Annotated in this window: 22 protein-coding genes and 1 other RNA gene; 14 read left to right on the top strand and 9 right to left on the bottom strand. The window is 34.1% G+C overall.

Annotated features, from left to right (window positions below; translation table 11 throughout):
- Nucleotides 1-88 precede the first annotated feature (88 nt).
- From HM990_RS06450 to HM990_RS06430, 5 genes are all read left to right on the top strand, one after another.
- A complete protein-coding gene (locus HM990_RS06450; protein WP_178988140.1) occupies nucleotides 89-733 on the top strand; it encodes a peroxiredoxin in 645 nt (214 codons plus the stop codon).
- Nucleotides 734-792: 59 nt separating this feature from the next.
- Nucleotides 793-1,101 carry a thioredoxin family protein gene (locus HM990_RS06445; RefSeq protein ID WP_178988139.1) on the top strand — a complete coding sequence of 103 codons (309 nt, stop codon included), beginning with the start codon at nucleotides 793-795 and terminating at the stop codon, nucleotides 1,099-1,101.
- A gap of 2 nt (nucleotides 1,102-1,103) precedes the next feature.
- On the top strand, nucleotides 1,104-1,361 hold the full coding sequence (locus HM990_RS06440; protein WP_178988138.1) for a DUF6952 family protein: 258 nt from the start codon (nucleotides 1,104-1,106) through the stop codon (nucleotides 1,359-1,361).
- A gap of 286 nt (nucleotides 1,362-1,647) precedes the next feature.
- Nucleotides 1,648-2,025 carry a DUF4242 domain-containing protein gene (locus HM990_RS06435; RefSeq protein WP_229719398.1) on the top strand — a complete coding sequence of 126 codons (378 nt, stop codon included), beginning with the start codon at nucleotides 1,648-1,650 and terminating at the stop codon, nucleotides 2,023-2,025.
- A gap of 91 nt (nucleotides 2,026-2,116) precedes the next feature.
- Nucleotides 2,117-3,202: a nickel-binding protein gene (locus HM990_RS06430; RefSeq protein ID WP_178988137.1), complete on the top strand. Its 1,086-nt coding sequence runs from the start codon at nucleotides 2,117-2,119 to the stop codon at nucleotides 3,200-3,202.
- Between the two features lie 304 nt (nucleotides 3,203-3,506).
- Here the strand turns inward: HM990_RS06430 and katG are convergent, their stop codons facing one another.
- Nucleotides 3,507-5,738, bottom strand: a complete 2,232-nt coding sequence (gene katG / locus HM990_RS06425) for a catalase/peroxidase HPI (RefSeq protein ID WP_178988136.1) — start codon at nucleotides 5,736-5,738, stop codon at nucleotides 3,507-3,509.
- A gap of 491 nt (nucleotides 5,739-6,229) precedes the next feature.
- Here katG and HM990_RS06420 point away from each other — a divergent pair, with 491 nt between their 5' ends.
- Nucleotides 6,230-6,949: a hypothetical protein gene (locus HM990_RS06420; protein ID WP_178988135.1), complete on the top strand. Its 720-nt coding sequence runs from the start codon at nucleotides 6,230-6,232 to the stop codon at nucleotides 6,947-6,949.
- A gap of 120 nt (nucleotides 6,950-7,069) precedes the next feature.
- The gene (locus tag HM990_RS06415; RefSeq protein ID WP_178988134.1) at nucleotides 7,070-7,312 is read left to right on the top strand and encodes a putative signal transducing protein; all 243 of its coding nucleotides are present in this window, start codon (nucleotides 7,070-7,072) and stop codon (nucleotides 7,310-7,312) included.
- A gap of 143 nt (nucleotides 7,313-7,455) precedes the next feature.
- On the opposite strand, the gene HM990_RS06410 is transcribed toward HM990_RS06415, so the two are convergent.
- Nucleotides 7,456-9,081 (bottom strand): ABC-F family ATP-binding cassette domain-containing protein, encoded by a 1,626-nt coding sequence (locus HM990_RS06410; protein ID WP_178988133.1) that lies wholly within the window; start codon nucleotides 9,079-9,081, stop codon nucleotides 7,456-7,458.
- Nucleotides 9,082-9,435: 354 nt separating this feature from the next.
- Here HM990_RS06410 and HM990_RS06405 point away from each other — a divergent pair, with 354 nt between their 5' ends.
- Nucleotides 9,436-10,866, top strand: a complete 1,431-nt coding sequence (locus HM990_RS06405) for a TlpA family protein disulfide reductase (protein ID WP_178988132.1) — start codon at nucleotides 9,436-9,438, stop codon at nucleotides 10,864-10,866.
- Nucleotides 10,867-10,923: 57 nt separating this feature from the next.
- On the opposite strand, the gene fsa is transcribed toward HM990_RS06405, so the two are convergent.
- From fsa to ffs, 4 genes are all read right to left on the bottom strand, one after another.
- Entirely contained in the window at nucleotides 10,924-11,577 is a 654-nt protein-coding gene (fsa, locus tag HM990_RS06400) for a fructose-6-phosphate aldolase (protein ID WP_178988131.1), read from the bottom strand.
- A 119-nt stretch (nucleotides 11,578-11,696) separates the two neighbouring features.
- Nucleotides 11,697-12,098, bottom strand: a complete 402-nt coding sequence (locus HM990_RS06395) for a hypothetical protein (protein WP_178988130.1) — start codon at nucleotides 12,096-12,098, stop codon at nucleotides 11,697-11,699.
- Nucleotides 12,099-12,142: 44 nt separating this feature from the next.
- Nucleotides 12,143-12,946: an SDR family oxidoreductase gene (locus HM990_RS06390; protein WP_178988129.1), complete on the bottom strand. Its 804-nt coding sequence runs from the start codon at nucleotides 12,944-12,946 to the stop codon at nucleotides 12,143-12,145.
- A 166-nt stretch (nucleotides 12,947-13,112) separates the two neighbouring features.
- An RNA gene (ffs, locus tag HM990_RS06385) (signal recognition particle sRNA small type) lies at nucleotides 13,113-13,211 on the bottom strand.
- An 88-nt stretch (nucleotides 13,212-13,299) separates the two neighbouring features.
- Between ffs and HM990_RS06380 the strand changes: the two genes are divergently transcribed.
- The 5 genes from HM990_RS06380 (at nucleotide 13,300) to HM990_RS06360 (ending at nucleotide 18,261) form a co-directional block, all read left to right on the top strand.
- Nucleotides 13,300-14,328 (top strand): glutaminyl-peptide cyclotransferase, encoded by a 1,029-nt coding sequence (locus tag HM990_RS06380; protein WP_178988128.1) that lies wholly within the window; start codon nucleotides 13,300-13,302, stop codon nucleotides 14,326-14,328.
- A gap of 46 nt (nucleotides 14,329-14,374) precedes the next feature.
- Entirely contained in the window at nucleotides 14,375-14,764 is a 390-nt protein-coding gene (locus HM990_RS06375; RefSeq protein WP_178988127.1) for an acyl-CoA thioesterase, read from the top strand.
- Between the two features lie 188 nt (nucleotides 14,765-14,952).
- The gene (locus HM990_RS06370) at nucleotides 14,953-15,708 is read left to right on the top strand and encodes a hypothetical protein (RefSeq protein WP_178988126.1); all 756 of its coding nucleotides are present in this window, start codon (nucleotides 14,953-14,955) and stop codon (nucleotides 15,706-15,708) included.
- Nucleotides 15,709-16,097: 389 nt separating this feature from the next.
- Nucleotides 16,098-17,666, top strand: a complete 1,569-nt coding sequence (locus HM990_RS06365; protein ID WP_178988125.1) for a hypothetical protein — start codon at nucleotides 16,098-16,100, stop codon at nucleotides 17,664-17,666.
- 22 nt (nucleotides 17,667-17,688) lie between these two features.
- Nucleotides 17,689-18,261: an outer membrane beta-barrel protein gene (locus HM990_RS06360; protein ID WP_178988124.1), complete on the top strand. Its 573-nt coding sequence runs from the start codon at nucleotides 17,689-17,691 to the stop codon at nucleotides 18,259-18,261.
- Between the two features lie 71 nt (nucleotides 18,262-18,332).
- Here HM990_RS06360 and glgP read toward each other — a convergent pair whose 3' ends face one another.
- The gene (glgP, locus tag HM990_RS06355; protein ID WP_178988123.1) at nucleotides 18,333-19,973 is read right to left on the bottom strand and encodes an alpha-glucan family phosphorylase; all 1,641 of its coding nucleotides are present in this window, start codon (nucleotides 19,971-19,973) and stop codon (nucleotides 18,333-18,335) included.
- Nucleotides 19,974-20,161: 188 nt separating this feature from the next.
- A complete protein-coding gene (locus tag HM990_RS06350) occupies nucleotides 20,162-21,436 on the bottom strand; it encodes a serine hydroxymethyltransferase (RefSeq protein ID WP_178988122.1) in 1,275 nt (424 codons plus the stop codon).
- A gap of 110 nt (nucleotides 21,437-21,546) precedes the next feature.
- On the opposite strand from HM990_RS06350, the gene fahA reads away from it, so the two are divergent.
- Nucleotides 21,547-22,839, top strand: a complete 1,293-nt coding sequence (gene fahA / locus HM990_RS06345; RefSeq protein ID WP_178991875.1) for a fumarylacetoacetase — start codon at nucleotides 21,547-21,549, stop codon at nucleotides 22,837-22,839.
- Between the two features lie 235 nt (nucleotides 22,840-23,074).
- On the opposite strand, the gene HM990_RS06340 is transcribed toward fahA, so the two are convergent.
- Nucleotides 23,075-24,757 (bottom strand): RluA family pseudouridine synthase, encoded by a 1,683-nt coding sequence (locus HM990_RS06340; RefSeq protein WP_178988121.1) that lies wholly within the window; start codon nucleotides 24,755-24,757, stop codon nucleotides 23,075-23,077.
- Between the last annotated feature and the right edge of the window lie 34 nt (nucleotides 24,758-24,791).

Raw genomic sequence — 24,791 nt, 5'->3', positions numbered from 1 at the left:
TATTAGCTATCATAATCAATATCTATTTTAAAGTACTACTCTTCTTACTAAATTTGTATCAGAAATTAATCATTTAAAACAAAATATAATGGCATTAGTAGGAAGACAATTTCCAAATTTAAACGTAAACGCTATGAATGACATGGGCGACACTTTTAAAGTGAACGTTCTTGAAGAAGCGAAAAATAACAATAAAAAAGTCGTATTATTCTGGTATCCAAAAGATTTCACTTTTGTTTGCCCAACAGAATTACACGCCTTTCAAGCTGCTTTAGGGGAGTTTGAAAAAAGAAACACTATAGTTATTGGTGCATCATGTGATACTGCTGAAGTTCACTTTGCATGGTTAAGCACTTCCAAAGACAATGGAGGAATTGAAGGTGTAACGTATCCGCTTTTGGCAGATTCTAACCGTAACTTAGCTTCAGCCTTAGGTATCCTCGATATTTTTAACGAACAATATGATGAAGAAACAGGACTTTTAACTGTTGAGGGTGACAACGTAACTTATAGAGCGACTTACATTATCGATGAAGAAGGAACCATTCAGCATGAAAGTGTAAACAACATGCCGTTAGGTAGAAATGTGAATGAATACTTGAGAATTATCGATGCATTAACACACGTACAAGAAAAAGGCGAAGTTTGTCCTGCAAACTGGGAAGATGGTAAAGATGCCATGAAAGCCAATGCAGAAGGTACTCGTGAGTATTTGAAAGCACACTTAAACTAGAATAGAACACTTAGACCTTTCAGGTTTCTAAAACCTGAAAGGTCATATAAATCGAAAACATGATCCAAGAATTAGATAAAGATAATTTACAAGACATCATTGCAGAAAACGAAACTGTTGTCGTACAGTATTCTGCTACTTGGTGTGGTAATTGCCGCATCATGAAACCAAAATTTAAGAAATTAGCAACAGAAAACGAGGATGCAACTTTTGTTATTGCTGATGCTGAAAAATTTCCTGAAAGTAGAAAATTGGCTACAGTAGATAATTTACCAACTTTTGCGACCTTCAAAAATGGCGAATTTAAAGGCCAAATACAAACTAATAAGTTTGATGTTTTAAAGGAACTTGTTGAAGAAGCACTTTAAGGATGAAATTACCAGTAATTAAAAATCTGACACAATTCATTGAAGACAATGACGAGGATTATATCGTTGAAACCATTGAAACACTTGAAAATCTAACGGAAGTTCCTTCTCTAAAAGATGAAGAACTCGATGTTATTGGCGAGTTAATTTCCAACATGTATGGCGCCATTGAGGTCCATAAAATGGTGAAAGATGGCACACCTAAGAAAGAGGCATTAAATAAATTTATGTCTCGAGTTTTAGGTTCGATTGATAAATAATTGAGAAAGAAGGATAATCTTATAAAACCACTTTGTGCAAACAAAGTGGTTTTTTTGTTTGAATTGTACATTAGCTATAAAGAAAATCTTCTAACTTAGTATACAAGTGCGGAATTTTTTTTCAGTAGCATCTGCTACGAGTCATTGTAACGGATTTTTGGCAATAAAATTACCTACAAACCAAAATAACCACCGAACCAAAATTGTGATTTTTTGGACTAAAAGCATAATTGATTGATTATAAAGTGTTTTAGTTTTGAATTATTAATATTTAAAAACATTTATTATGAAAACAATCAAATTAGTTTTAGTTCTAATTGTGTTTACCTTCAATTATACACAAGCACAAGAAAAACAAAATCAAACAACAATTAAAAACAATGACACTATGAAAACTTATGTAATTGAACGTATTATTCCTGGAGCTGGAGAATTAACAGCTGAACAATTAATAGGAATCTCTCAAACATCATGTTCAGTCTTGAAAGAAATGGGACCAAAAATTGAGTGGCAGCATAGTTATGTTACTGGAGATAAAGTGTATTGTGTTTACAAAGCAGAACATAAAGAATTAATTGAAGAGCATGCAAAAAAAGGTGGTTTTCCTTCAAATTCAGTGAATGAAGTCAAAACTGTAATTAGTCCAACAACTGCTGAACTTTAAAAATACTTTGAGACTTACTAAGAAGCTATCAAAACATCAAAAGTGATAGCTTCTTATTTAAAATAGTTATATTACTTAAAATTTATTTCACATGCCAATATATATGGACTTTCATGATTTGCCTGAAGGAGTAACCGCGGCGCATGTTGCAGAAATGCATCAAGCAGATTTACAAATTGAACACAAATACAATTGTCGCGGGTTAACATATTGGTGTGATGAGCGACGACAAACAGCATTTTGTTTAATAGAAGCTCCAAATGAACAAGCTATAAAAGAACTCCATGAAAAATCACATGGAGCTGTTCCACAACGTATCATAGAAGTTAATGATACCCTAGTTGAATCTTTTTTAGGTCGTATTGAAGATCCTGAAAAATCACAAAACACAAAACTCAACATTATTAACGATTCAGCTTTTAGAACATTAATGGTTATTAACATTAAAAAACGTGTTTTAAGAACTAAAAATATAGAAACTTTAAGTGCCGCAATTCGTGGTTATAATAAATCAATAATAAATATTGTTAATAATCAAAATGGACGTGTTGTCAAGCAAGAAGCGAATTCATTTTTAACGTCTTTTACTAGTGTTACAAATGCCGTCGATAGTGCTATTAAAATTCAAGAATTATATAATTGTGTGATTACACCAGATTTAGAATTTAACATAGGTATAAGTGCAGGTATTCCTGTAACTGAAAATGAAAGTATTTTTGAGGATACTATAAAAGAAGCTAATTATTTGTGCTATGCAATTAATGGCAAAATATTACTGTCACCAGAAGTAAAAGATCTATATGAAAGTGAAAATCAAAACAATCCGATTAATATAAACGGCGTTAAATCATTAACTGTTATTGAAAAGGAATTTATAATAAATTTATTCGAATACACTAATATTGTTTGGAATGACACAGGGACTAGTGCTTTAGATTTTTGTAAAGGTTTAGGCTTAAGTAAATCAAAACTATACCGAACTATGATTTCTATAATCGGGAAATCTCCAATTAGTTTTTTAAAAGAGTATAGATTAATTAAAGCTCTTGAATTATTAGAAAAACAAACATCAAACATTTCTGAAATTGCATATCAAACTGGTTTCAGTAGTCCAACTTATTTTTCAAAATGTTTTTACGAAGCTTATGGTGTCTTACCGTCAAAATATAACAAGTAACGATTAGCATATCAAAAATTTTCAAAAACTCTTTTCTTCATTTTCAAAAATTCACTTAAGAGGTAAGCCCACAAATAACATGTATGACTAAATGCTAAAGCTGGCTAATACGAGCATCTTATCACCCTTTTTACTATGTGATTTTATTGAGGAAAAATAATCACGAACTTGAAGGCAAATAGTCCTATTTTAGGACAAGACACGCATGAAAACTTTAAAGAATCCGTTACTTCTTTTTAGTAACAATTATAAAAAAGGTGATCCATTCCTGAATCACCTTTTCTAATTGCTATTAATCAAATAATTACTTCAAATCAAAACGATCAGCATTCATCACTTTAGTCCAAGCGGCAACAAAATCCTTAACAAATTTTTCTTCGCCATCATTTGCGCCGTAAACTTCACAAACGGCTCTTAATTCCGAGTTAGAACCAAAGATTAAATCTGCTCTTGTGGCTGAGAATTTCATCGCTCCTGTTTTACGGTCACGACCTATAAATTCTTTTTCTTCTGATGTGGCGGCTTTCCAAGTGATTGATAAATCTAATAGATTTTTAAAGAAATCATTGGTTAAGCTTCCTACGTTATCCGTAAACACACCATGTCTAGAGCCATCATAATTTGCTCCCAACACACGCATACCTCCTACTAAAACGGTCATTTCTGGAATTGAAAGTGACATCAAGTTCGCCTTGTCAATCAAAAGATCTTCAGCTTTGATATCCATATTCGCATTTTGGTAATTTCTAAAACCATCACCAAGAGGTTTCAAATAATTAAATTGCTCAATATCCGTTTGCTCTTGTGACGCATCACCTCTACCCTGTGAAAATGGCACAGAAATGTTATGACCTGCTTTCTTGGCTGCTTCTTCAACACCAACTGTACCTGCCAATACTATTAAATCGGCCATAGAAATCGTTCCATCAAATTTAGATTGAATGTCGGAAAGTACTTTCAATACTTTATCCAGTTCTTCAGGATTATTTACTTTCCAGCTGCGTTGTGGCTCTAAGCGTAAACGTGCACCATTAGCGCCACCTCTTTTGTCAGAGTTTCTATAAGTTGAAGCCGAAGCCCAAGCTGTTCTTACTAGTTCTGAAATTGACAAACCAGAGTCCATTAGCATTTGCTTTAAAGACGAAATATCAGCATCACTTAGATTATAATCCACTTTCGGAATTGGATCTTGCCAAATTAATTCCTCACTTGGTACTTCTGGTCCTAAATAACGATCTATTGGTCCCATATCTCTATGTGTTAGCTTGTACCAAGCTCTGGCAAACGCATCTTCAAAGGCTTTATGATCTTTATGGAAACGTTTTGAAATTTCCAGATATGCAGGGTCTGTTTTTAAAGCAATATCTGCAGTAGTCATCATCAGCGCTTGTCTGCCATTAGCGTCACCAGCTTTTGGTGCCATTGGCGCATTAGAATCAGCCGTTGGTGTCCATTGGTGGGCACCAGCTGGACTTTTTACTAATTCCCATTCTTTGTTTAATAAAACATCAAAATATTCATTGTCCCAACGTGTTGGATGCGGTGTCCATGCACCTTCGATACCACTGGTAATAACATCATCCAAAACACCACTATTAAATGAATTCTTCCATCCCATACTCATATCTTCAATCGGCGAACCATGAGGCTCTGCGCCAACATATTCATTCGGATCTGCAGCACCATGCGCTTTACCAAACGTATGTCCGCCTGCAATTAAAGCTACCGTTTCTTCATCGTTCATTGCCATTCTACCAAACGTTTCCCTTACATCCTTGGCAGAACCCATTGGATCTGGTTTGCCGTCTGGCCCTTCAGGATTAACGTAAATCCAACCCATCATTACTGCCGCTAGTGGATCCTCCAAGTCACGCTCATTGTAGTTATCACTGTTTCCATAACGTTTTTCATTGGCGCCCCATTCCGTTTCACTTCCCCAATATACATCTTGTTCTGGCTCCCAAATATCCTCTCTTCCACCTGCAAAACCAAAGGTTGGGAATCCCATGGATTCCAAAGCACAATTTCCAGCCAAAATCATAAGATCCGCCCAAGATACTTTTCTACCATATTTTTGCTTAATTGGCCATAATAACAATCTCGCTTTATCCAAGTTACCATTATCTGGCCAGCTATTTATCGGTGCAAAACGTTGATTACCTGTACCAGCACCACCACGTCCATCACCTACTCTATAAGTACCAGCACTATGCCACGCCATACGAATCATAAAACCACCATAATGCCCATAATCGGCAGGCCACCAGTCTTGTGAATCCGTCATTAAATTAAGAACATCTTGTTTTAATTCTGAAAAGTTGACGCTCTTAAACGCTTCAGCATAATCAAAATCGTCACCTAAAGGATCGTTCTTTGAGGCATGCTGTCTTAAAATATTCAATTTTAATTCATTTGGCCACCAATCCCTGTTTTTTACTCCACCTCCTGCGACCGCTTCTTGCTTTCCGCTTAAGAATGGGCATTGACTCGCATCGTTGTTATTAAGTTCAAAAGTCTCTGTGTTTTTATTGTCCATGATTAAATTGTTGTTTTATCGTTAGAAGTTTTAGAAGTTAAATATCCCTAAAGTTAAAGAATATTCAGCTTCAAATAAAATCTCTATATTTTTTTAACTTATATTTTAATAGTTAAAATCTATTTTCAGCATTCGAATAGTCTTTTCGTGTTATAGCAAACTTATCTAGCTGGCTTTGCTGGTCGGCAATGACGAAAACTTTATTTCTATCCTAAACAAAAAAAGAACAGAATTAAAATCTTTATGCCATTCTTATAATTTTAGTTCACGAATTATAAAAGAGCAAAGAAACTTTATTTCATAACACTAATTGCTCAAGATCCTATACTTTAAACGAACACAAAATATTTTAATTGGATCTAATCGTTTGTAAATAAATGTCATATTGAATTATTATATTCAATTAAATAGTGCCATTCTAAATAAGACCAATAGTGTTAAAATGTTGTAAATGATAAATTTGATTTATATTTTTAAAAGAAAAAATCGTCATGCTATTTAAGAAAACTAATGTTGAAGAAAAATTACGGCGTTTCAAAAAGCGCCAAAACAATGAAGATTTTATTCTTAACGAAGTACATCAAATACTTCAACAAGATGACATTAAGGATGAAAGAATTCTAGATACCTTGTCAGCGTCCAACAACGGCATCGATAACAATTTTAAATTCGATTTACTCGCCACAGAACACATCTATCACATTGACGCTATTAAAACCATTTGCATTGATTATAGACTTCGGTTTTTGGATACCAAATATTTCAAAGGCGAATTACCCTATGAAGCCATTTCTAAAATAAAGCAACTGGAAAAAGACCATAATACAGAAATCAATGGTTTTAAAATTGTGGCGCCTTCAAAATTATTCAAACTAGAAAATGCAGACGATCCTTTACTTTTTGCACCTATTGGAAATGGGTATTATTATCTAATCCATAAATGGGGAAATGACCTTCACCCTTTTAGAAAGTTACTGATGTTACCATTCAAAAATATCGTCAATCTTTTGGTTACCACACTTCTGGTGAGTCTAATTGCTACAGGTTTAGTGCCAGATGGCCTTTTTGCCCATAACATGACCGATTCACAAATAGGAATGATTTTCTTTTTTATGTTCAAATGTATTGCTGCAATGGTGATTTATTATGGGTTTGCTACTGGTAAAAATTTTAATACTGCCATTTGGAATAGCAGATATTTTAATGCCTAGAATATATTTTGAAATGTGGTTTTTATGTTAATTGAAGAATTTTAGAAAAGAGTTCCTCCTAAAATAGTGTAACATTCTGAAGTTTTTCGTAACTTACTATTACATTTAAATCCTAATATTATGAGCACGATAGAATATACAAAAGTTTATGAAGGTAGTTCCATTTTAGCTATCCGAGTTAGAGACGAATTAGAGCGTACAGGAATTATTCCCATAATAAAAGACGAAGGCGAATCACAACGATTAGGAGGTCAAGGTTCAATCAACAGTGGTTATCAAGAAGTATTTGTGCATAACGATGAATTAGATAAAGCCATGGTCATTGTGAATCGTGTTAAGGCTGAGATGGAAGCTTCTTCTTAGTTAGCAATATTCAATAAAATTAAGATATCAAGCATCTTAAGAATATTAATTAATGATTATATTTTTTTATAAAATCATTCCAAAAAAAATGCTAGGGTTTATATTCACTAGCATTTTTTTAATTCATAAATAAGGTGAAGAGCTTAAACCGTCACACCATACATCTTCTCGCGCTGCTCTTTAATCTTTGTATCACTCATATACTCATCAAAAGTCATATAACGATCAATGACGCCGTTTGGTGTTAATTCTATAATACGGTTACCTACGGTTTGTGCAAACTCATGGTCATGAGTGGTTAACATTACTGTGCCTTTAAAGTTTTTAAGTGAATTATTAAAAGCTGTAATACTTTCCAAATCCAAGTGATTTGTTGGTTCGTCCAGCATTAAAACGTTGGCTCTTATCATCATCATTCGACTTAACATACAACGTACCTTTTCGCCTCCAGACAATACATCTGCTGTTTTTAAAGCTTCTTCTCCACTAAAAATCATCTTCCCCAAAAATCCTCTGATATGGACTTCTTCACGTTCTTCTTCCGTAGTTGCCCATTGACGTAACCAATCGACCAATGATAATTTGTTGTTGAAAAATTCACTATTATCCAGTGGTAAATACGATTGCGTGGTGGTTACTCCCCAAGAAAATTTTCCTGCATCTGCTTTTTCGTTGCCATTCAAAATTTGATAAAATGCCGTTGTAGCTCTTGAATCTTTAGAATAAACGACCACTTTATCACCTTTATTCAAATTGATATCAATATCCTTAAATAATACTTCGCCATCTAAACTGGCCGATAGACCTTCAACATTTAAAATTTGGTCTCCAGCTTCGCGATCGCGTTCAAAAATTATCGCCGGATAACGACGACTAGAACGTCTTATTTCAGAAATGTTCAGTTTATCGATCATCTTCTTTCTACTGGTTGCTTGTTTGGATTTTGCAACGTTGGCCGAAAAACGACGGATAAAATCTTCGAGTTCCTTTTTCTTCTCTTCAGCTTTTTTATTTTGCTGTGCATGTTGTCTTGCCGCTAATTGAGACGACTCATACCAAAAGGTATAGTTACCAGAGAAATGGTTAATTTTCCCAAAATCGATATCAGAAATATGTGTACAAACCGAATCCAAAAAGTGTCTATCGTGAGATACTACAATGACACAGTTATCATAATTTGCCAAGAAATTTTCTAACCAAGAGATGGTTTCATAATCCAAATCATTGGTAGGCTCATCCATTATCAACAAATCCGGATTACCGAATAAGGCTTGAGCCAACAGCACGCGGACTTTTTGTTTACCATCCAAATCTTTCATTAAGGTATAATGATGTTCCTCCTTTATACCTAAGTTAGATAACATGGCTGCTGCATCACTATCGGCATTCCATCCGTTCATTTCTTCAAACTGTACCTGAAGCTCTCCAATTTTCTCAGCATTTTCATCCGTATAATCAGCGTATAAGGCATCAATTTGGGATTTCAACTTATATAGTGATTTGTTTCCTTTTAATACAGTTTCCAAAACAGTATCTTCATCATGCTTGTTGTGATCCTGCTCTAAAACAGACATACGCTTTCCTGGCTCTAAATGCACACTTCCAGATGTTGGATCCATCTTGCCAGCGATAATTTTTAGAAACGTGGATTTTCCGGCACCATTGGCACCAATAATTCCATAGCAATTACCATTATTGAATGTGGTGCTTACTTCATCAAAAAGAACGCGCTTTCCGAATTGTACCGAGAGATTAGAAACTGATAACATATCTTAAAACTTTATTGTGTTAACCTTATTTTTTTTGAGATTGCAAAAGTAGAAAATTAAACGCAAACTCAGCCATTTAACTGTATTTTGAATCTTAAAAAAACCATAAATGTTTTTCATTTGGTTTCGAAGTGTGTTTTGCTTAGGTAGCGTTTAAAAACATTATAAAACGGCCTCATAAAGTAGAAAATTTCACTACTTATACCCTCGCCATTTAACGGATTAAACCGTCACTTAACAAGATTTAACGAGGTATTAACAGGAGTTGCGCAATGCTTCCGCTATTTTTGTTTGACTAAACTAATACAAAACAAACCCATGTTTATCCTTCGCATTGTATTTGCTGTTACAATAATGTCAACTGTTTTTGGATGTCAGTTCAAAGGCAGCAATGCTAGTGAACATGCTTATATTGGTGGCGAAATTATCAATCCCAAAAATAACAATTTATTGCTTTACAACAATAAGGGTAAAATTGTTGATTCCATTACATTAGATGCTGACAACCGATTTATTTACAAAATCGAAAATCTTCAACCAGGACTTCATTCCATAACGCATGGCGGCGAATATCAAATGCTGCTTTTAGAACCTAACGATAGTCTTATGTTTAGGTTAAACACCTACGATTTTGATGAATCTTTGGTCTTTACAGGCGAAGGCGCAAAGAAGAATAACTATCTTATAAAAACGTATTTATCTAACGAAAAGGAAGCCAAGAAATTAGTAAAATATTCTAGAATGGTACCAGAGGTCTTCAATGCGTTTGTAGAGGAAAGACGTCAAGATCAATTAGATGAATTTCATAAGTTTTTAGAACGTAATGAAGAATCTGATTTTTTTAAATCCATTATTGAAGCTAATATAAATTACAACACCTATGCTGATAAGGAAATTTACCCGTTTGCATATTTCGGAAATAATAAATTAATCCATATCAAAGATTTACCTGAAGACTTTTTCGCACACAGAAAGGATATTGATTACAATGCGAGCCAATTGAGCAACTTCTTTGCTTATAATCGTTTTTTATTTTCACACATTGATAATTTGGCGATTGATGATTATTACAAAAACAATCCATACCATAGTAAATTCAATAGACATGCTATGTGTTACAATAAGTCTAAACTCGATTTAATTGATAGTATAATTACCGAGCCGACGATTAAAAATAATTTACTGAAATACAAAGCGAGGGAATTTATTAGCTATAACCATACTGAGGAAGATGCCAATGCTTTACTCGACCATTATTTGGAAAAAACGACTAGCGAGGAAGACAAAACTTATATGAAGGATTTGGTATCTTCATTGAAATTGTTACGTCAGGGAAACCCTTTGCCTAATATAGCACTCGTTAATTACAATGACACGGAACATTTTATAACTTCAATTATTACCAAACCGACCATTATATACTTTTGGTCATCGAACTCAAAATCGCAATATCGCAACAGTCATTATATGGTAGATAAATTAAAGCGACAATTTCCACAAATGGATTTTATCTCTATAAATGTGAATGATAATGACGATAAATTCTGGAAAAATATTATTGATAACTACAGCTTTAACACTATCAATGAGTTTAAGTTCAAAAACTCAAAGAAAGCACTTAAAACTCTAGCAGTGAATTATTTGAACAAAGCTATTATTGTTAATAAAGATGGAATTATATTGCATCCTAACGTTAATATTTTTAGTTCAGAATTCAACGAAACATTACAAAATTTGCTAGAAAAAAAGCATCTTATTGTTAAACAAGATGCTCTTAATCTATAGTTAATTAAATTGTGACTTCATTTCTGAATCACTTTATAACTCTTTATCTCCTATAATTTAGTTCCCTTTTTTATAATCCGCTAAGAATTTTTCTAAACCAATATCAGTTAAAGGATGTTTCAATAATCCCGTGATTGAACTCAAAGGTCCTGTCATAACATCAGCACCTAGTTTTGCACAATCGATGACGTGCATAGTGTGACGCACAGAAGCAGCTAATATTTGAGTTTCAAATGCATAATTATCATAGATATGACGAATTTCTGCGATAAGGTTTAAGCCATCTGTAGAAATATCATCCAAACGACCAATAAATGGCGAGACATAAGTTGCACCGGCTTTTGCCGCCAATAAAGCTTGACCTGGAGAAAATACCAAGGTCACGTTTGTTTTGATTCCTCTGTCCGAAAAATACTTGCAAGCCTTAATACCATCTTTAATCATCGGTAATTTAATCACAATTTGGTCGTGAAGTTCAGCCAATGCCTCGCCTTCCCTTACCATACCATCGAAATCAGTAGAAATAACTTCCGCAGAAACATCGCCATCAACAATGTTGCAGATGTCCACATAATGCTTCATAATACTGTCTGTACCAGTAATGCCTTCTTTTGCCATTAACGATGGGTTTGTAGTCACACCATCTAAAATACCCATATCCTGAGCTTCTTTAATTTGCTCTAGGTTCGCTGTATCGATAAAAAATTTCATGTATTGTAATTTTGAATTGTTGTGTTTTTTAGTTGTTGCAAAATTACAACTTAAAGCCTTATTAATAGAAATGATTTTTCATAATCTTTTGACATGTTGCTAATGACATACACTCTTCGTTATTCAACAATTAAAATATAGGTTTTAGATGTACTATAATTACACAATACATCAGAATCATCTTCATACTCCCTAAAAGGGCCATCAACATCCAAGTAGATTGTGATTCTGTAGGTTCCTGTAAATTCTGGTGTCCCTTCGATACTTATGGTTCTATAATTCACAAAATAATCCATGCCGACTGGTAAACCACTAACATCAAAATAATAATCATAATCTTCATCCCTTGGCTCATTAGTTATACCAACTCTTAAATCGGTATAATAAAAACTTTCTGTAGAGGCAATTGGAAATGATTTGTTAGGAAGTTCTGGTTCTTTTGGAATGATGCAATTGATACCGTTTTCACAACCTAAGAATAATAAACCGAATATTAAAGGAATACTGTAGTGTAGTTTCATAATAGCTTATTTGCAATTTAACATCACAAATAATGTACCAAGTCCTACAACTTATAATGATTCATCAACAACTTTTCATAAACATTATCTGGGAGAATGCGTTTTAAGACAATAGAGAATTTTTGCATAAAAGCACCAACCTTATAATGAATTTTCGGGTTCTTCGTTTGTATGATTTTATAAATTGCTTCTGCCATTTGTTTCGGGTCACTTCCACTATCCACGTGTTCATCCATCATGCTTAACGTTTTTGCATAAGTGGTTTTATATGGAGAGTCTTTTAAAACTGGAGCATGATAGCGACCAGCAGCAATATTAGTGGCGAAATCGCCTGGAGCCACATTGGTCATATGGATATTAAACCCTTTTAATTCCATTCGAAAAGCTTCGGTAATGAGTTCCAGCGCACCTTTACTTGCACTATAAATGCCGCGATATGGTAAACCCATATAACCAGCAATCGATGTAATGTTAATTATTAAACCAGAATTCTGTTGACGCATAGTTGGCAAAACTGCTTTTATAACATTTATGGGACCGAAAAGATTGGTTTCAAAATTGCGCTTTATTTCTTCGTCTGGAATTTCTTCAATAGGACCAGTTATTCCTGCTCCAGCATTGTTCACCAAAACATCTATTTGAGATTCATGTTTTAAAATTTCTGCTATACAATTTGAAATCGTTTCTGGTTGGGTAACATCTAAAGCTACAATCTGAAATTTACTGTTTGGATAATTCTCGGGATTTCTGCTCGTACCATAAACTTTAAATCCTTTGGCTTGAAGAAACTCACCAACCGATTTTCCTATTCCAGAAGATCCTCCTGTGATCAATACAACTTTAGACATAATAATTTATAAATTTCCAATTGCAAAATACAAATTCCAAAATTAGCATAAACCAAATATAAAATCGAATAAATATGTTCGAGATTAAGTATATTAATCTAAGTAAGCATTTATGGAAACCGAGTAAGAGTTCCTTCCCTTGGGGAAGGCTAGGATGGGATAAAAAAAAAGGCAAGCTACCTACATCACACCGCTACGACCGTTTACCTTTGCTGCGTTCCCGCCCTGGAGGATTCAACAGGAGCTGGTTGTGTAGGACTTGCCAGTGGCAAAGATACAATCTTTAATTACTTTCACAATGATTTTTAAACTGAATTTTATTTAATAACTTGCTAAAAATTCAAACAGAACTTATGCATCTTGCTAAATATTTCATTCTCTTATCCTTAAGTTTATTTTTATCGAATTGTGGCGATTCAAATACATCAAATCAATCGCGTTTATCCATAAATACAACCGAAAAATCATTAATGCTTGGAGATACGTTAAAATTATCGATTCACAATCCGAAACAACTAGAAGTTTCCAATGTTAGTTACGAGCTTAACGGCAAACCCATTGAAAACAATATGGTTTTAAATAACATTTCACTAGGAAATAAAACCATCACAGCAAAGGTGAAAATCGGAGACAAAATGGAGACTATTACGAAGTCGGTTAAAGTTTATAACAATATCATTCCATCTATTTACACGTATGAAATTATAAATACATTTCCCCACGACATTAGTTCGTACACACAAGGTTTGGAATTTTATAATGGTGAATTGTACGAAAGTACAGGTCAGAAAAAGGAATCCAAGCTCAGAAAAATTAATTTTGAAACTGGTGAAATCTTAAAAAACATTGATTTAGAAGACCAGTATTTTGGAGAAGGCCTAACTATTCTTAATGATAAAATCTATCAACTGACTTGGCAAGCTAAACGCGGCTTTATTTACGATGTCAATACTTTTGAAAAGTTAAGTACCTTTAATTATGGAACAAGTAAAGAAGGTTGGGGAATTTGCAATGATGGAAAGACATTATTTAAATCCGATGGTACAGAAAAAATTTATCTCCTAAATCCTGAAAACCTTACAGAACAAGGTCATATAGAAGTTTATACTGAAAAAGGAATGATTCCAAGTTTGAATGAACTCGAATGGATTGATGGCAAAATCTTTGCTAATATTTACCAACGCAATGGTGTTTTAATTATCAATCCTAAAACTGGAGGTGTTGAAGGCGTTATTGATTTTAAACCGCTAAGAAAACTAGTGAAGCAACATCCAAAATTAGATGTTTTAAACGGCATCGCGTACCATCCAGAGCGTCAAACTATTTTTGTAACCGGAAAAAATTGGGACAAGCTATTTGAAGTAAAAATATCGAAACGATAGACGGTTTTAGTTATTTAGTGATTCAATCTGTAAAGAGACAAAAGAAGTGCAAATATTTGAAAAAACCATAACCGTCTCCGAAGACGATATCGACGATCTTAACCATGTGAATAATGTTCGCTATGTACAATGGGTTCAAGATATTGCCAAAGACCATTGGTTGGCTTATGCCACAAAAGACATCTTAGAAACCTATTCCTGGTTTTTGGTCAACCATTTTATTGAATATAAAAGTCAGGCATTACTGGGCGATACCTTGCTTTTAAAAACCTATGTTCCTTTGGTTGAAGGGGTTTCTACTACGAGACATGTCGAAATCATCAATACAAAAACCAAGCAACTTATTGTTAATTCGAAGGCAAAATGGTGTTTGATAGATAATAAAACGCAGCGTCCAACTCGTATCATTCCAGAAATTGGAGCGCTTTTTAAATAGGTAAAAACAAATCATTTTTAAGGGAGTACATATGAATCAATTCTTTAAAACATAATTGGAAACGATTCTCGCTCTCCTGCCGAAGCTTGAGCGAAGTTGGAATAACAAATTATTAGGTTAAAGTTTTTTTAAGATTGGGTTGATTTTCATTCAAAACACGTTTCTTTAACGCAGTAACCCACTCAGTCATGCATAACTTTACTTTTCTCTTCCTTTTTTTATGTGTGCCTTTTATTCAAAATGCCCAAACGTTGAATGGAAAAGTCTATGATGCCAAAGGAACAGCAAAAAATATTAAAGTCTACAATGACACTCAAAAGCAGCTTACAGTAACGAATGACGAAGGCGACTTTAGTATTAGTGCAACAGTCAATGACACTCTCTTATTTCAATCCATATTTTATCATCCGAAAGCCATTGTCTTAAAAGACTTTCATTTTGAAGGTATTGCTGTATTCGAGCTTAAAGAAATACTTACGGAACTTGACGAGGTTGAAATAAAATCAGATATAGAACAGCCTGTTTTTACTGAAGAAACTTATAATGCTGAATTAAAAAATTTTTTGAAAGAAGATATTAAGAACAATCCACACCTATATAAACATACAAGTGGAAATATATTGGCACTTCTAAGTCTTGTTGGTAAACTTTTAAAGAAAAAAGATAAATACAGGACACCAATTTATCAACCGATTACATATACACAAATGGATTCGTTATTTGAGAAAAGTTCTTTTTTTAATAAGCAATTGATAACTCAAAATTTAAAGATTCCTTACGATAAAAAAAATCTGTTTTATGATTTCTGCGAAGCCAAAGAAATCAGTTCAGAATTGCTGAAAGACGAGAACAAAATGCAATTATTAGAAGAATTGGTTTTAAACAGTCAGTTGTTCCTGATTCTTTTAGAGCAATATGGAGAAAAAAATGTAATAAAGAATTAATGCTTCTATTTTGCAAACTTTATGCTAACGTCAGTTCGAGTGACATTGCTTTTTAGCAATTTTTTATCGAGAACCTCTCATTAGACTTGTTCTATAACTCTACATATTAATCTGATCCTCAATACAACTTAAATTTTACTGAATTCGATAGATACAACTAATAAGAGTTACCTATATAATTTATGCACTTCTATAATAAATGCTAACTTCAAAAGTTATATTTTTAGGCCTTAATTATATTTATTACTTATGAAACGAGCGTTAATAAATTTTAAATAAATATTGACAACGGAAATATTTAAAATTTTTAATGCGAGAACGAAGTGGTTACACACGTTCTCAATTTTATAATTACTTTTAAAATCTCTTAATTATTAAAATTTAAACGTGTGAAACGATTACTAACATTTTTATTATGTTTCGGAATCTTATTATTTTGGAGTTCTTGTCGTGACGATTTTGAATTTACACCAAGTAATGGCCAACTAGAATTCGCAAGAGATACCATCTATTTAGATACTGTTTTTACAAATATTGGCTCAAGCACATATAATTTGAAAGTTTATAATCGTAGTGATGATGACATTGTAATTCCGACGATACAACTTGAAAATGGAATCAACTCAAATTACAGAATGAATGTGGATGGAGCAACCGGTTTAGAAGATGCACAAGAAGGCAAATTCTTCGAAAATGTAGAGCTACTAGCCAACGATAGTTTATTCATTTTTATTGAAACTACTATTGACATTTCATCATTAGGTGCGCTAGAAAACCAATTCTTATATACGGATAGAATTTTATTCGATTCTGGCAGCAATCAACAAGATATAGATGTGGTTACTTTAGTAAAGGATGCTGTTTTTATTTACCCAAACAAAGATGATGCAACCAATATCATTGAGACCTTAACTTTTGATGTCGATGGCGACGGCACACCAGACGAAACCAATCTACAAGGTCGTTTTCTTACGGATCAAGAACTGACTTTTACCAATGAAAAACCCTATGTTATTTATGGGTATGCAGGTGTAGGTGCTGGCAAAACCTTAACTATGGAAGCTGGTGCACGTGTTCATTTTCATGCAGATTCTGGAATAATCGTAACTGATAATGGGTCACTAAATATTAATGGCGAATTAAGTCCAGACCAAGAAACTTTAGAAAATGAAGTCATTTTAGAAGGTGATCGCTTAGAACCTTTATATGCTGATATTCCTGGTCAATGGGGAACGATTTGGTTATTCAACGGAAGTGAAAATAATACTATTAATTATACGACTATTAAAAATGCAACCGTAGGCATTATTGCAGATGGCAATCAAAATGCGTCAAATGATAAATTAACCATTACCAATTCACAGATTTATAATATTAGTAGTTTTGGAATTAGAGGAACTGCAACATCGATAACAGCCGAAAATTTGGTAATTAACAATTGTGGACAATCATCTTTTGCTGGTACTTTTGGTGGAAAATATAACTTGACGCATTGTACGATTGCCAATTATTGGAACAACAGTTTTAGACAATTTCCTGCCCTACTCTTAAATGATTTTATCATAGATGAAAATAATACCGTTTTTACTAACGATTTAACGGAAGCCAATTTCAATAACTGTATTATCTTCGGAAATGATAATCCTGAATTTTTATTGGAAAACGAAGGCAGCGTTTTCAATTATAAATTTACCAATTGTTTACTAAGATTTGATAATGAGAATCTCGAAGGATCAGGGAATTATAATTTTAGTGATACTATCTTTTATCAAGACAACGTATTTAATCAAGATCCTGATTTTGAAAATTCTTTTGAAAACATGATGCGCATAGGTTTTGATTCTGGTGCGAAAGGAATCGGTAATTCTACATTTGAGGTTGAAGATGATATTCTAGGAAATGAAAGAACAGGAGATATCGATGCTGGTGCCTATAATTTCACAACTTTTGAAGATTAAAAAATCCTTACTAAAATAAAAGATGAAAAAACGCCTTAATCTATTAGCGGCTATAATTTTATTTTCAAACTTATCCCAAGCTCAATTTATTAAAGAGAAATCACTAAACGCACAAATCGGATTTGGAGTGAGTTCACCCTTTGAAAGCGCCGACGATGTTGCTGGTACTGGTTTTTTTCTTCAAGGTGAGTTTGTTATGCATATTACTTCTTGGGTAGAATTAAAACCATATGCCGGATTAATTTTGACCAATTCTAATGGTAAAGATCTTAATGATAATCCAACAGATGAAAAGGTAGAGTCCAAAGCATTTTGGTTTGGTGGGAAAGCAAGATTAAGAGCACCTATTCCTTGGGTTGCACCATATATCGAGTTAGGTTTTGGGGCATCAATAGGAAAATTTGAAACATTGACAACATTTACAAACATTGAGAAAAAAGGATTATCATTTCACATACCATTTGCTTTTGGTTTGGAATTAGGACGCAATAATAATATTGATTTAGGCTTTTCATTTTATATACATCCTACCGTTGAACAATCCGTTGGTGCATTTGCTGTTGAGATTTCAATTCCTTTAAAAAATAAATCATAAGCAGAACTTTTCTTGTACAAAAAAAGCCTTTCAAACTAAATCGAAAGGCCTTTATAATTGATAAACTTGAGTTAAAATAATTTCTTGTAATACTCGTCTGCCATTCTTCGGCTTGTAAATTCTGGAATAACATCATCCATACCATTAAAAACAATGTCCTGCCATTTTTTAGGCGTATCATAATAGGTTGGAATAACTTTATTTTCTAAAATAGAATACAAATTATCGGCATCAATTTTATCTTGATCCCAAACCGGAAGTTTATAATCTAATTCAGGTAAAACGAAACAGTTTTTTTCATCCTTTTCAAATTCGGGAATCCAACCGTCATTTGTAGAAACGTTTACAGATCCATTCATTGCGGCTGTCATACCACTAGTTCCAGAAGCTTCACGCGTAATTCGAGGTGTATTTAACCAAACATCAGATCCACATTTTAGTTTTTTGGATAAATCAATTTCATAACCAATTAACACCGCGAGACTCTTTTCACTTTTGGATTGATTGACCAAATAATCAAACGTGTCGATAGCCTGGAAATCAAAAGGGTAAGGTTTACCTGCCCAAATAATTTGAACCGGATATTTTTCGTTGGAAATTAATTTCTTAAATCGCTCTATATTGTGCAATAATAAGTCGGCTCTTTTGTAACCTGCAAAACGCCTTGCCCAAACTATGGTCAATACGTTCGGATCAAAGGTTTTTCCTGTTTGCTTGTAAACCTCTTCAAACAATTCTTTTTTCAAAATAGTTTTACGGGTTTTATAGGCTTTTATATTTTGAGCTGTCCACGCTTTTTTGATACTGGCATCTTGCCAAAATTTTTGATTCTGCGCATTTGTTATTGGGATGATTTTACTGACACCATCATAATCTTTCCACATATCATTGGCAACTTTCGCATGCAGTTTTGAAACGCCATTCGCTTTTTTAGCCATTCGTAATGCAGCAATGGTGTAATTAATCATACCTCCATTTACGGTTTCTTTTTCAAGTTCTTCTTCCGAAAGAGTCCTTCCAAAAAACCCACATCTATTTAAATGTCTAGCTTCCCGTTCTTCATTACCCGCTTTTTCCGGCGTATGTGTTGTAAAAACCATCTGGTTTTTCTTAACGCCTTGGTCCCTTAAATAATAAAAGGCTGGTAAGGCATGACCTTCGTTCAGATGATACGTGTCTGCGCCACCCAATGCCTCTACAACTTTAGCACCACCAATACCCAAAATGATACTTTGCGAAACTCGGGTTACCGGATTATTATCATATAAATGATTGGTTATAGTACGTGATAAATGGTCGTTTCCATCCACATCTGTCGTTAGAAAATACATTGGTACAGTACCAAATACTTCAGGTTTTAAAACATACGCTCTTACTTTTACATGTGGATTATCATGAAGCTTTACCTCTACTTCTATTCCGGTATCTTCAAGAAAATCGAAATGCTTGACGTTAAATTCCGTTTTTAAGGTTTGATCGTCATTTCTAGCTTGATCGTAATATCCATATTTCCAAAGCATCCCAATGCCTATCATATTCTGTTTAAGTTCGTAACCAGAACGCATATGTGAACCTGCTAGAAAACCAAGACCTCCAGAATAAATATTGAAAGACTGATCGATACCAAATTCCATACTAAAGTATGCTACTTTTTTCTTGTATTTTGTAGATGGTTTATAAGGATGGTGCCAGCTGCTATATTCGTTTTCCATTTTATATTTAATTTAAGCGTCAAACTTACCAATAAAAACTGTTAAGGTTTTATGATATATGTCATTATATTTGATAAAAGCGGGAAGAAAACTAAAAAGCCCTTCAAATAAATGAAAGGCCATTTTTATTTCCATATTTCAGATTTATTTTGATCCGGAGTCTTCGGCACTGAAAGGTTTTGTAAAATTTAAGCATTAAACAAAGGACGTCCTCCCATTAACTCATTAACTTTCTCGGCAATACCTTGTAAAACGGTTTCATTGTCATGGTTTTTAAGTACTTCGTCAATTAAATCCACAACATAGCCCATATCATTTTCTTTCAATCCTCTTGTCGTAATTGCAGCAGTGCCTACTCGTATTCCTGAAGTTACAAATGGAGATTCGGTATCAAAAGGTACCATATTCTTGTTTACTGTAATATCTGCTTTTACCAAGGCATTTTCGGCATCTTTTCCAGTTATATTTTTATTTCGAAGATCAATTAGCATCATGTGATTATCTGTTCCGCCAGAAATTAAATTGTAGTCTTTAGCCACAAATGCTTTAGCCATAGCATCTGCATTATGCTTTACTCGCAACATATAGTGCATAAATTCATCGGTTAAAGCCTCACCAAAAGCAATCGCTTTAGCCGCAATAATATGTTCTAATGGACCACCTTGATTTCCAGGAAAAACACCAGAATCCAACAATCCAGACATTTTACGAAGTTTACCATTTTTTAAAGTAATACCAAATGGGTTGTCAATATTTTCGCTCATCATTATCATTCCGCCTCTAGGGCCACGTAATGTTTTGTGTGTCGTGGTTGTCACAATATGGCAATGTGGCATTGGATCATTCAAAATCCCTTTGGCGATTAGACCAGCAGGATGCGAAATATCTGCTAATAAAACGGCGCCAACACTATCTGCCACTTCCCTAAACTTAGCAAAATCGATATCACGAGAATATGCAGAAGCACCAGCAATAATTAATTTTGGCTGTTCTTTTTTAGCTTGGTCAGCCAACATATCGTAATCAATAAGTCCAGTATCTTTCTTTACACCATAAAACGTAGGACGATATAATTTACCTGAAAAATTAACAGGAGAACCATGGGTTAAATGTCCACCATGGGACAAATCAAATCCTAAAATCGTATCACCAGGTTTTAAGCAGGCATGGAAAACAGCCGTATTTGCTTGACTTCCAGAATGCGGCTGTACGTTTGCGTAAGCAGCACCAAATAAAGTTTTTGCTCTTTCAATGGCAATATTCTCTACTTCATCTACCACTTCACAACCACCATAATAGCGTTTTCCAGGATAACCTTCGGCATACTTGTTGGTTAATACCGAACCAGCAGCTTCCATCACTTGGTCGCTTACAAAGTTCTCTGAGGCTATTAATTCTATACCATCGGTCTGGCGTTCTTTTTCAGCTTTAATGAGTTCAAAAATTTGTTCGTCGCGTTGCATATATAAGGTGTTTGTTAAATCGATACAAAAATAGTGAATACATTAGTTTAAATATCAAAAATTATGTAGGTTTGAATAGAATTAATGAACATTTAATCAACAATAACACTATGCCATTATCAGCCAACAATCCAGATCGTACCTCATGGTTACATGTCGGTAAAAATTCAGATTTTCCAATTCAGAATATTCCTTTTGGTGTTTTCTTAACCAGAGACGACATTATTACGATCGGAACGCGTATTGGAGATACAGCAATTGATCTCGGTGCATTACATCAGCTGGGCTATTTTGAGGGGATACCTTTAACAGATGATATCTTTTTACAAGATACCTTAAATGATTTTATTGCTGATGGTAGAAAAACATGGCGTTTAGTTAGAAATAGAATCGCTGAGATTTTTGATGCTGAAAACGACACTTTAAAAAATAATAATCCGCATAAAGAAACTATTTTGTTTCGTTTGGACGAAATTGAAATGCAGCTACCTATACAAGTTGGTGATTATACCGATTTCTACGCCAGTAAAGAACACGCCACCAATGTTGGAACGATGTTTAGAGATCCAGACAACGCATTAATGCCAAATTGGGTGCATATGCCAGTTGGTTATCATGGTCGTAGTTCATCTATTATTCCTTCGGGAATTCCGATTCATCGTCCGCAAGGGCAGACTTTGCCAGCCGATGCTGATAAACCTATATTCGGACCCTCCAAATTAGTGGATTTTGAATTGGAAATGGCATTTATAACAACGGACGCCAATGACTTAGGCGAACCAATTCCGATTGAGGAAGCTGAAGAATATATCTTTGGGTTGGTATTGTTCAATGATTGGTCTGCAAGAGATATCCAAAAATGGGAGTATGTACCACTTGGGCCATTCTTAGGTAAAAGTTTCGCATCGTCAATGTCGCCTTGGATTGTAACATTGGATGCTTTAGAGCCTTTTAGAACCGAAAGCCCAAAACAAAACCCAAAACCTTTGGAATATCTTCAAACGAAAGGCAAAAAGAGTTTTGATATTAATTTGGAAGTTGGAATCCAACCAAAAGGAGGCAAAGAAACTACGGTTGCAAAATCGAATTTTAAATATATGTACTGGAATATGGCGCAACAGTTGGCACATCATACAATTAATGGTTGTCCAATAAATTCTGGAGATATGATGGGAAGTGGAACCATCTCTGGACCAACACCAGATTCTTATGGTTCCATGCTAGAATTGAGCTGGAAAGGCACAAAACCTGTAAAGTTGAAAGATGGTACGGAGCGTAAATTTATCAATGATAATGATACGGTTATTATGAGAGGTTATTGCGCAAATGACGATATACGAATTGGTTTCGGGCAGGTTAAGACACAGTTGTTGCCTGTTTTCAATCCGAAAAAGAAGAAGTAAGAAGTAAGAAAATATTGAAAAGAAGATTAAGGTTGAATAACTTTAATCTTCTTTTTTTGTTTAAGTTTGAAAATATGGATTGTAAATAAAATTTTTTTCACAAAGCTCCTTAAAGAAGACACAATATAAAGACAGAATGATAGTGTTATATGGTAATTATATTCCTGCTGAATCCATAGTCGAGTTTGAAGTGAACAACTAAATCAATGAAGACTGCCAACTGAAAACTACCAACTCAGAAAGGTGCTTCACAACTAAAACTAACCCATTCTTTCTTCACAGGATGTTCAAAACCCAAAGTTTCTGCATGAAGATGTAATCGATTTGATGGCATTCCATATAAATCATCGCCAACAATTGGCATATTCAAGCCTTTTTGATGTGCTGCATGAACGCGTAATTGATGTGTTCTTCCTGTAATCGGATAAAAATGAATTCTGGTTTTGTTCTGCTTTACCTCGACAACGTCATATGTTGTGGTTGCTTTTTTGCCGTGTTCGAAGCAAACCAATTGTCTTGGTCGATTATTTAAATCTACCCGAAGCGGCAAATCGATCATTCCTTTTTTTAATTCTAAACTGCCATCCAATAAAGCGACATAACGTTTTTTTACGCTTCTATTGATAAATTGCTTTTGAAGGTTTTTATGGGTTCTCTCGTTTTTAGCCACTAATAACAATCCGGAAGTTGACATATCCAAACGATGCAATAATAATGGCCCTGTTGCATTTGGTAAATAGTTTTGCATTCGGGTTAGCACGGAATCTTTTATGGTTTTACCTGAAACAGATAAAAACTCGTGAGGCTTATTTATAACTAATATAAAATCATCTTCATAGATAATTTCTAATTCACCATTATAAACGCCTGCTAACTCTATTGGATTTGGTTCTATATCCAAACCTTGCATCATGTGTCCCAAAATAGGTTCGCATCGACCTCTGCACGACGGATAGAACTGTCCATGTTTTCTAACTTCTGCTGTTGGCGAAATTCCCCAATAAAATTCAGCCATAGCAATAGGCTTTAAGTTATTCTCGTATGCGTATTGAAATAATTTAGGTGCAGCACATTCACCTGCAGCAGCAGGAGGCTTACCTAAATCGGTAGTTTTAAAAATGGCTATTAAGTCTTTGATTTGACCTTTAGCGTTTAAAAATTGATACTGCTCATGGATTTGCTTTTGCAAACTTGCAGACAATTTCTTTCTTTCTCGTTTTAAAATTTCAATGGGTTTTAGTAAATCATCTAAATTATTTTCTGCGTCTTCAATCTCAGCTTCAAGATTAAGTTTCAAATATTTTAGATCAATATTACTTTGAATACTTTGTTGTTTTAATTCTTCAAAAAGCACTTCTTTCTCTGACAAAGATAAATTCTGCTCTGCCTCTACCCTTTGTTGTTTACGCTTTTGTTTTTTGGCTTTTGCAATCTTTTTAAATTCTTCAAGCTTATGGTCACTTTCAAGCTTTAATTGCTTCAAGTATTTTTCGGCATTTTCTAGTTCAGAGTTGTCTTCTAACGTTTCAATTTCAGAAGTCAAACGGTTTAAATGTGCTTCATTTTTTTTGTAAAAACCAGCTTTATTCAGGGTATCATAAATTGGCGGCACAAATCCTTTTAAGTGGTTGGTTTCCGCCAATTTTCCCGAAAATGCTGCAATATAGCCTAGTTGTCCTTTTGGATTTTCAACCAACATCACACCAAACATTTTTCCGATTTTCAAACCCTTTTTAGAATGACCCAAGCCAAAATTATGGTCAAAATCAGTCTGAGTTGACAAATATGATTTTATCTCATCTGCAGCTTTTATACAAAGTGGATGCGGTGTATAATAAAACGGAAATGTAAACTGTTTCGGAAGTTTTTCCGAGCGACATTCTATAGGATGAAAACAACCGTTTTCCGTACGAAACATAAGCCTTTTTATTGAGTTGCAAAGAAACAAAATT

The sequence above is a fragment of the Winogradskyella schleiferi genome (assembly GCF_013394655.1).
Classification (GTDB): Bacteria; Bacteroidota; Bacteroidia; order Flavobacteriales; family Flavobacteriaceae; genus Winogradskyella; species Winogradskyella schleiferi.
This window is presented reverse-complemented; position numbering and strand designations above follow the sequence as displayed.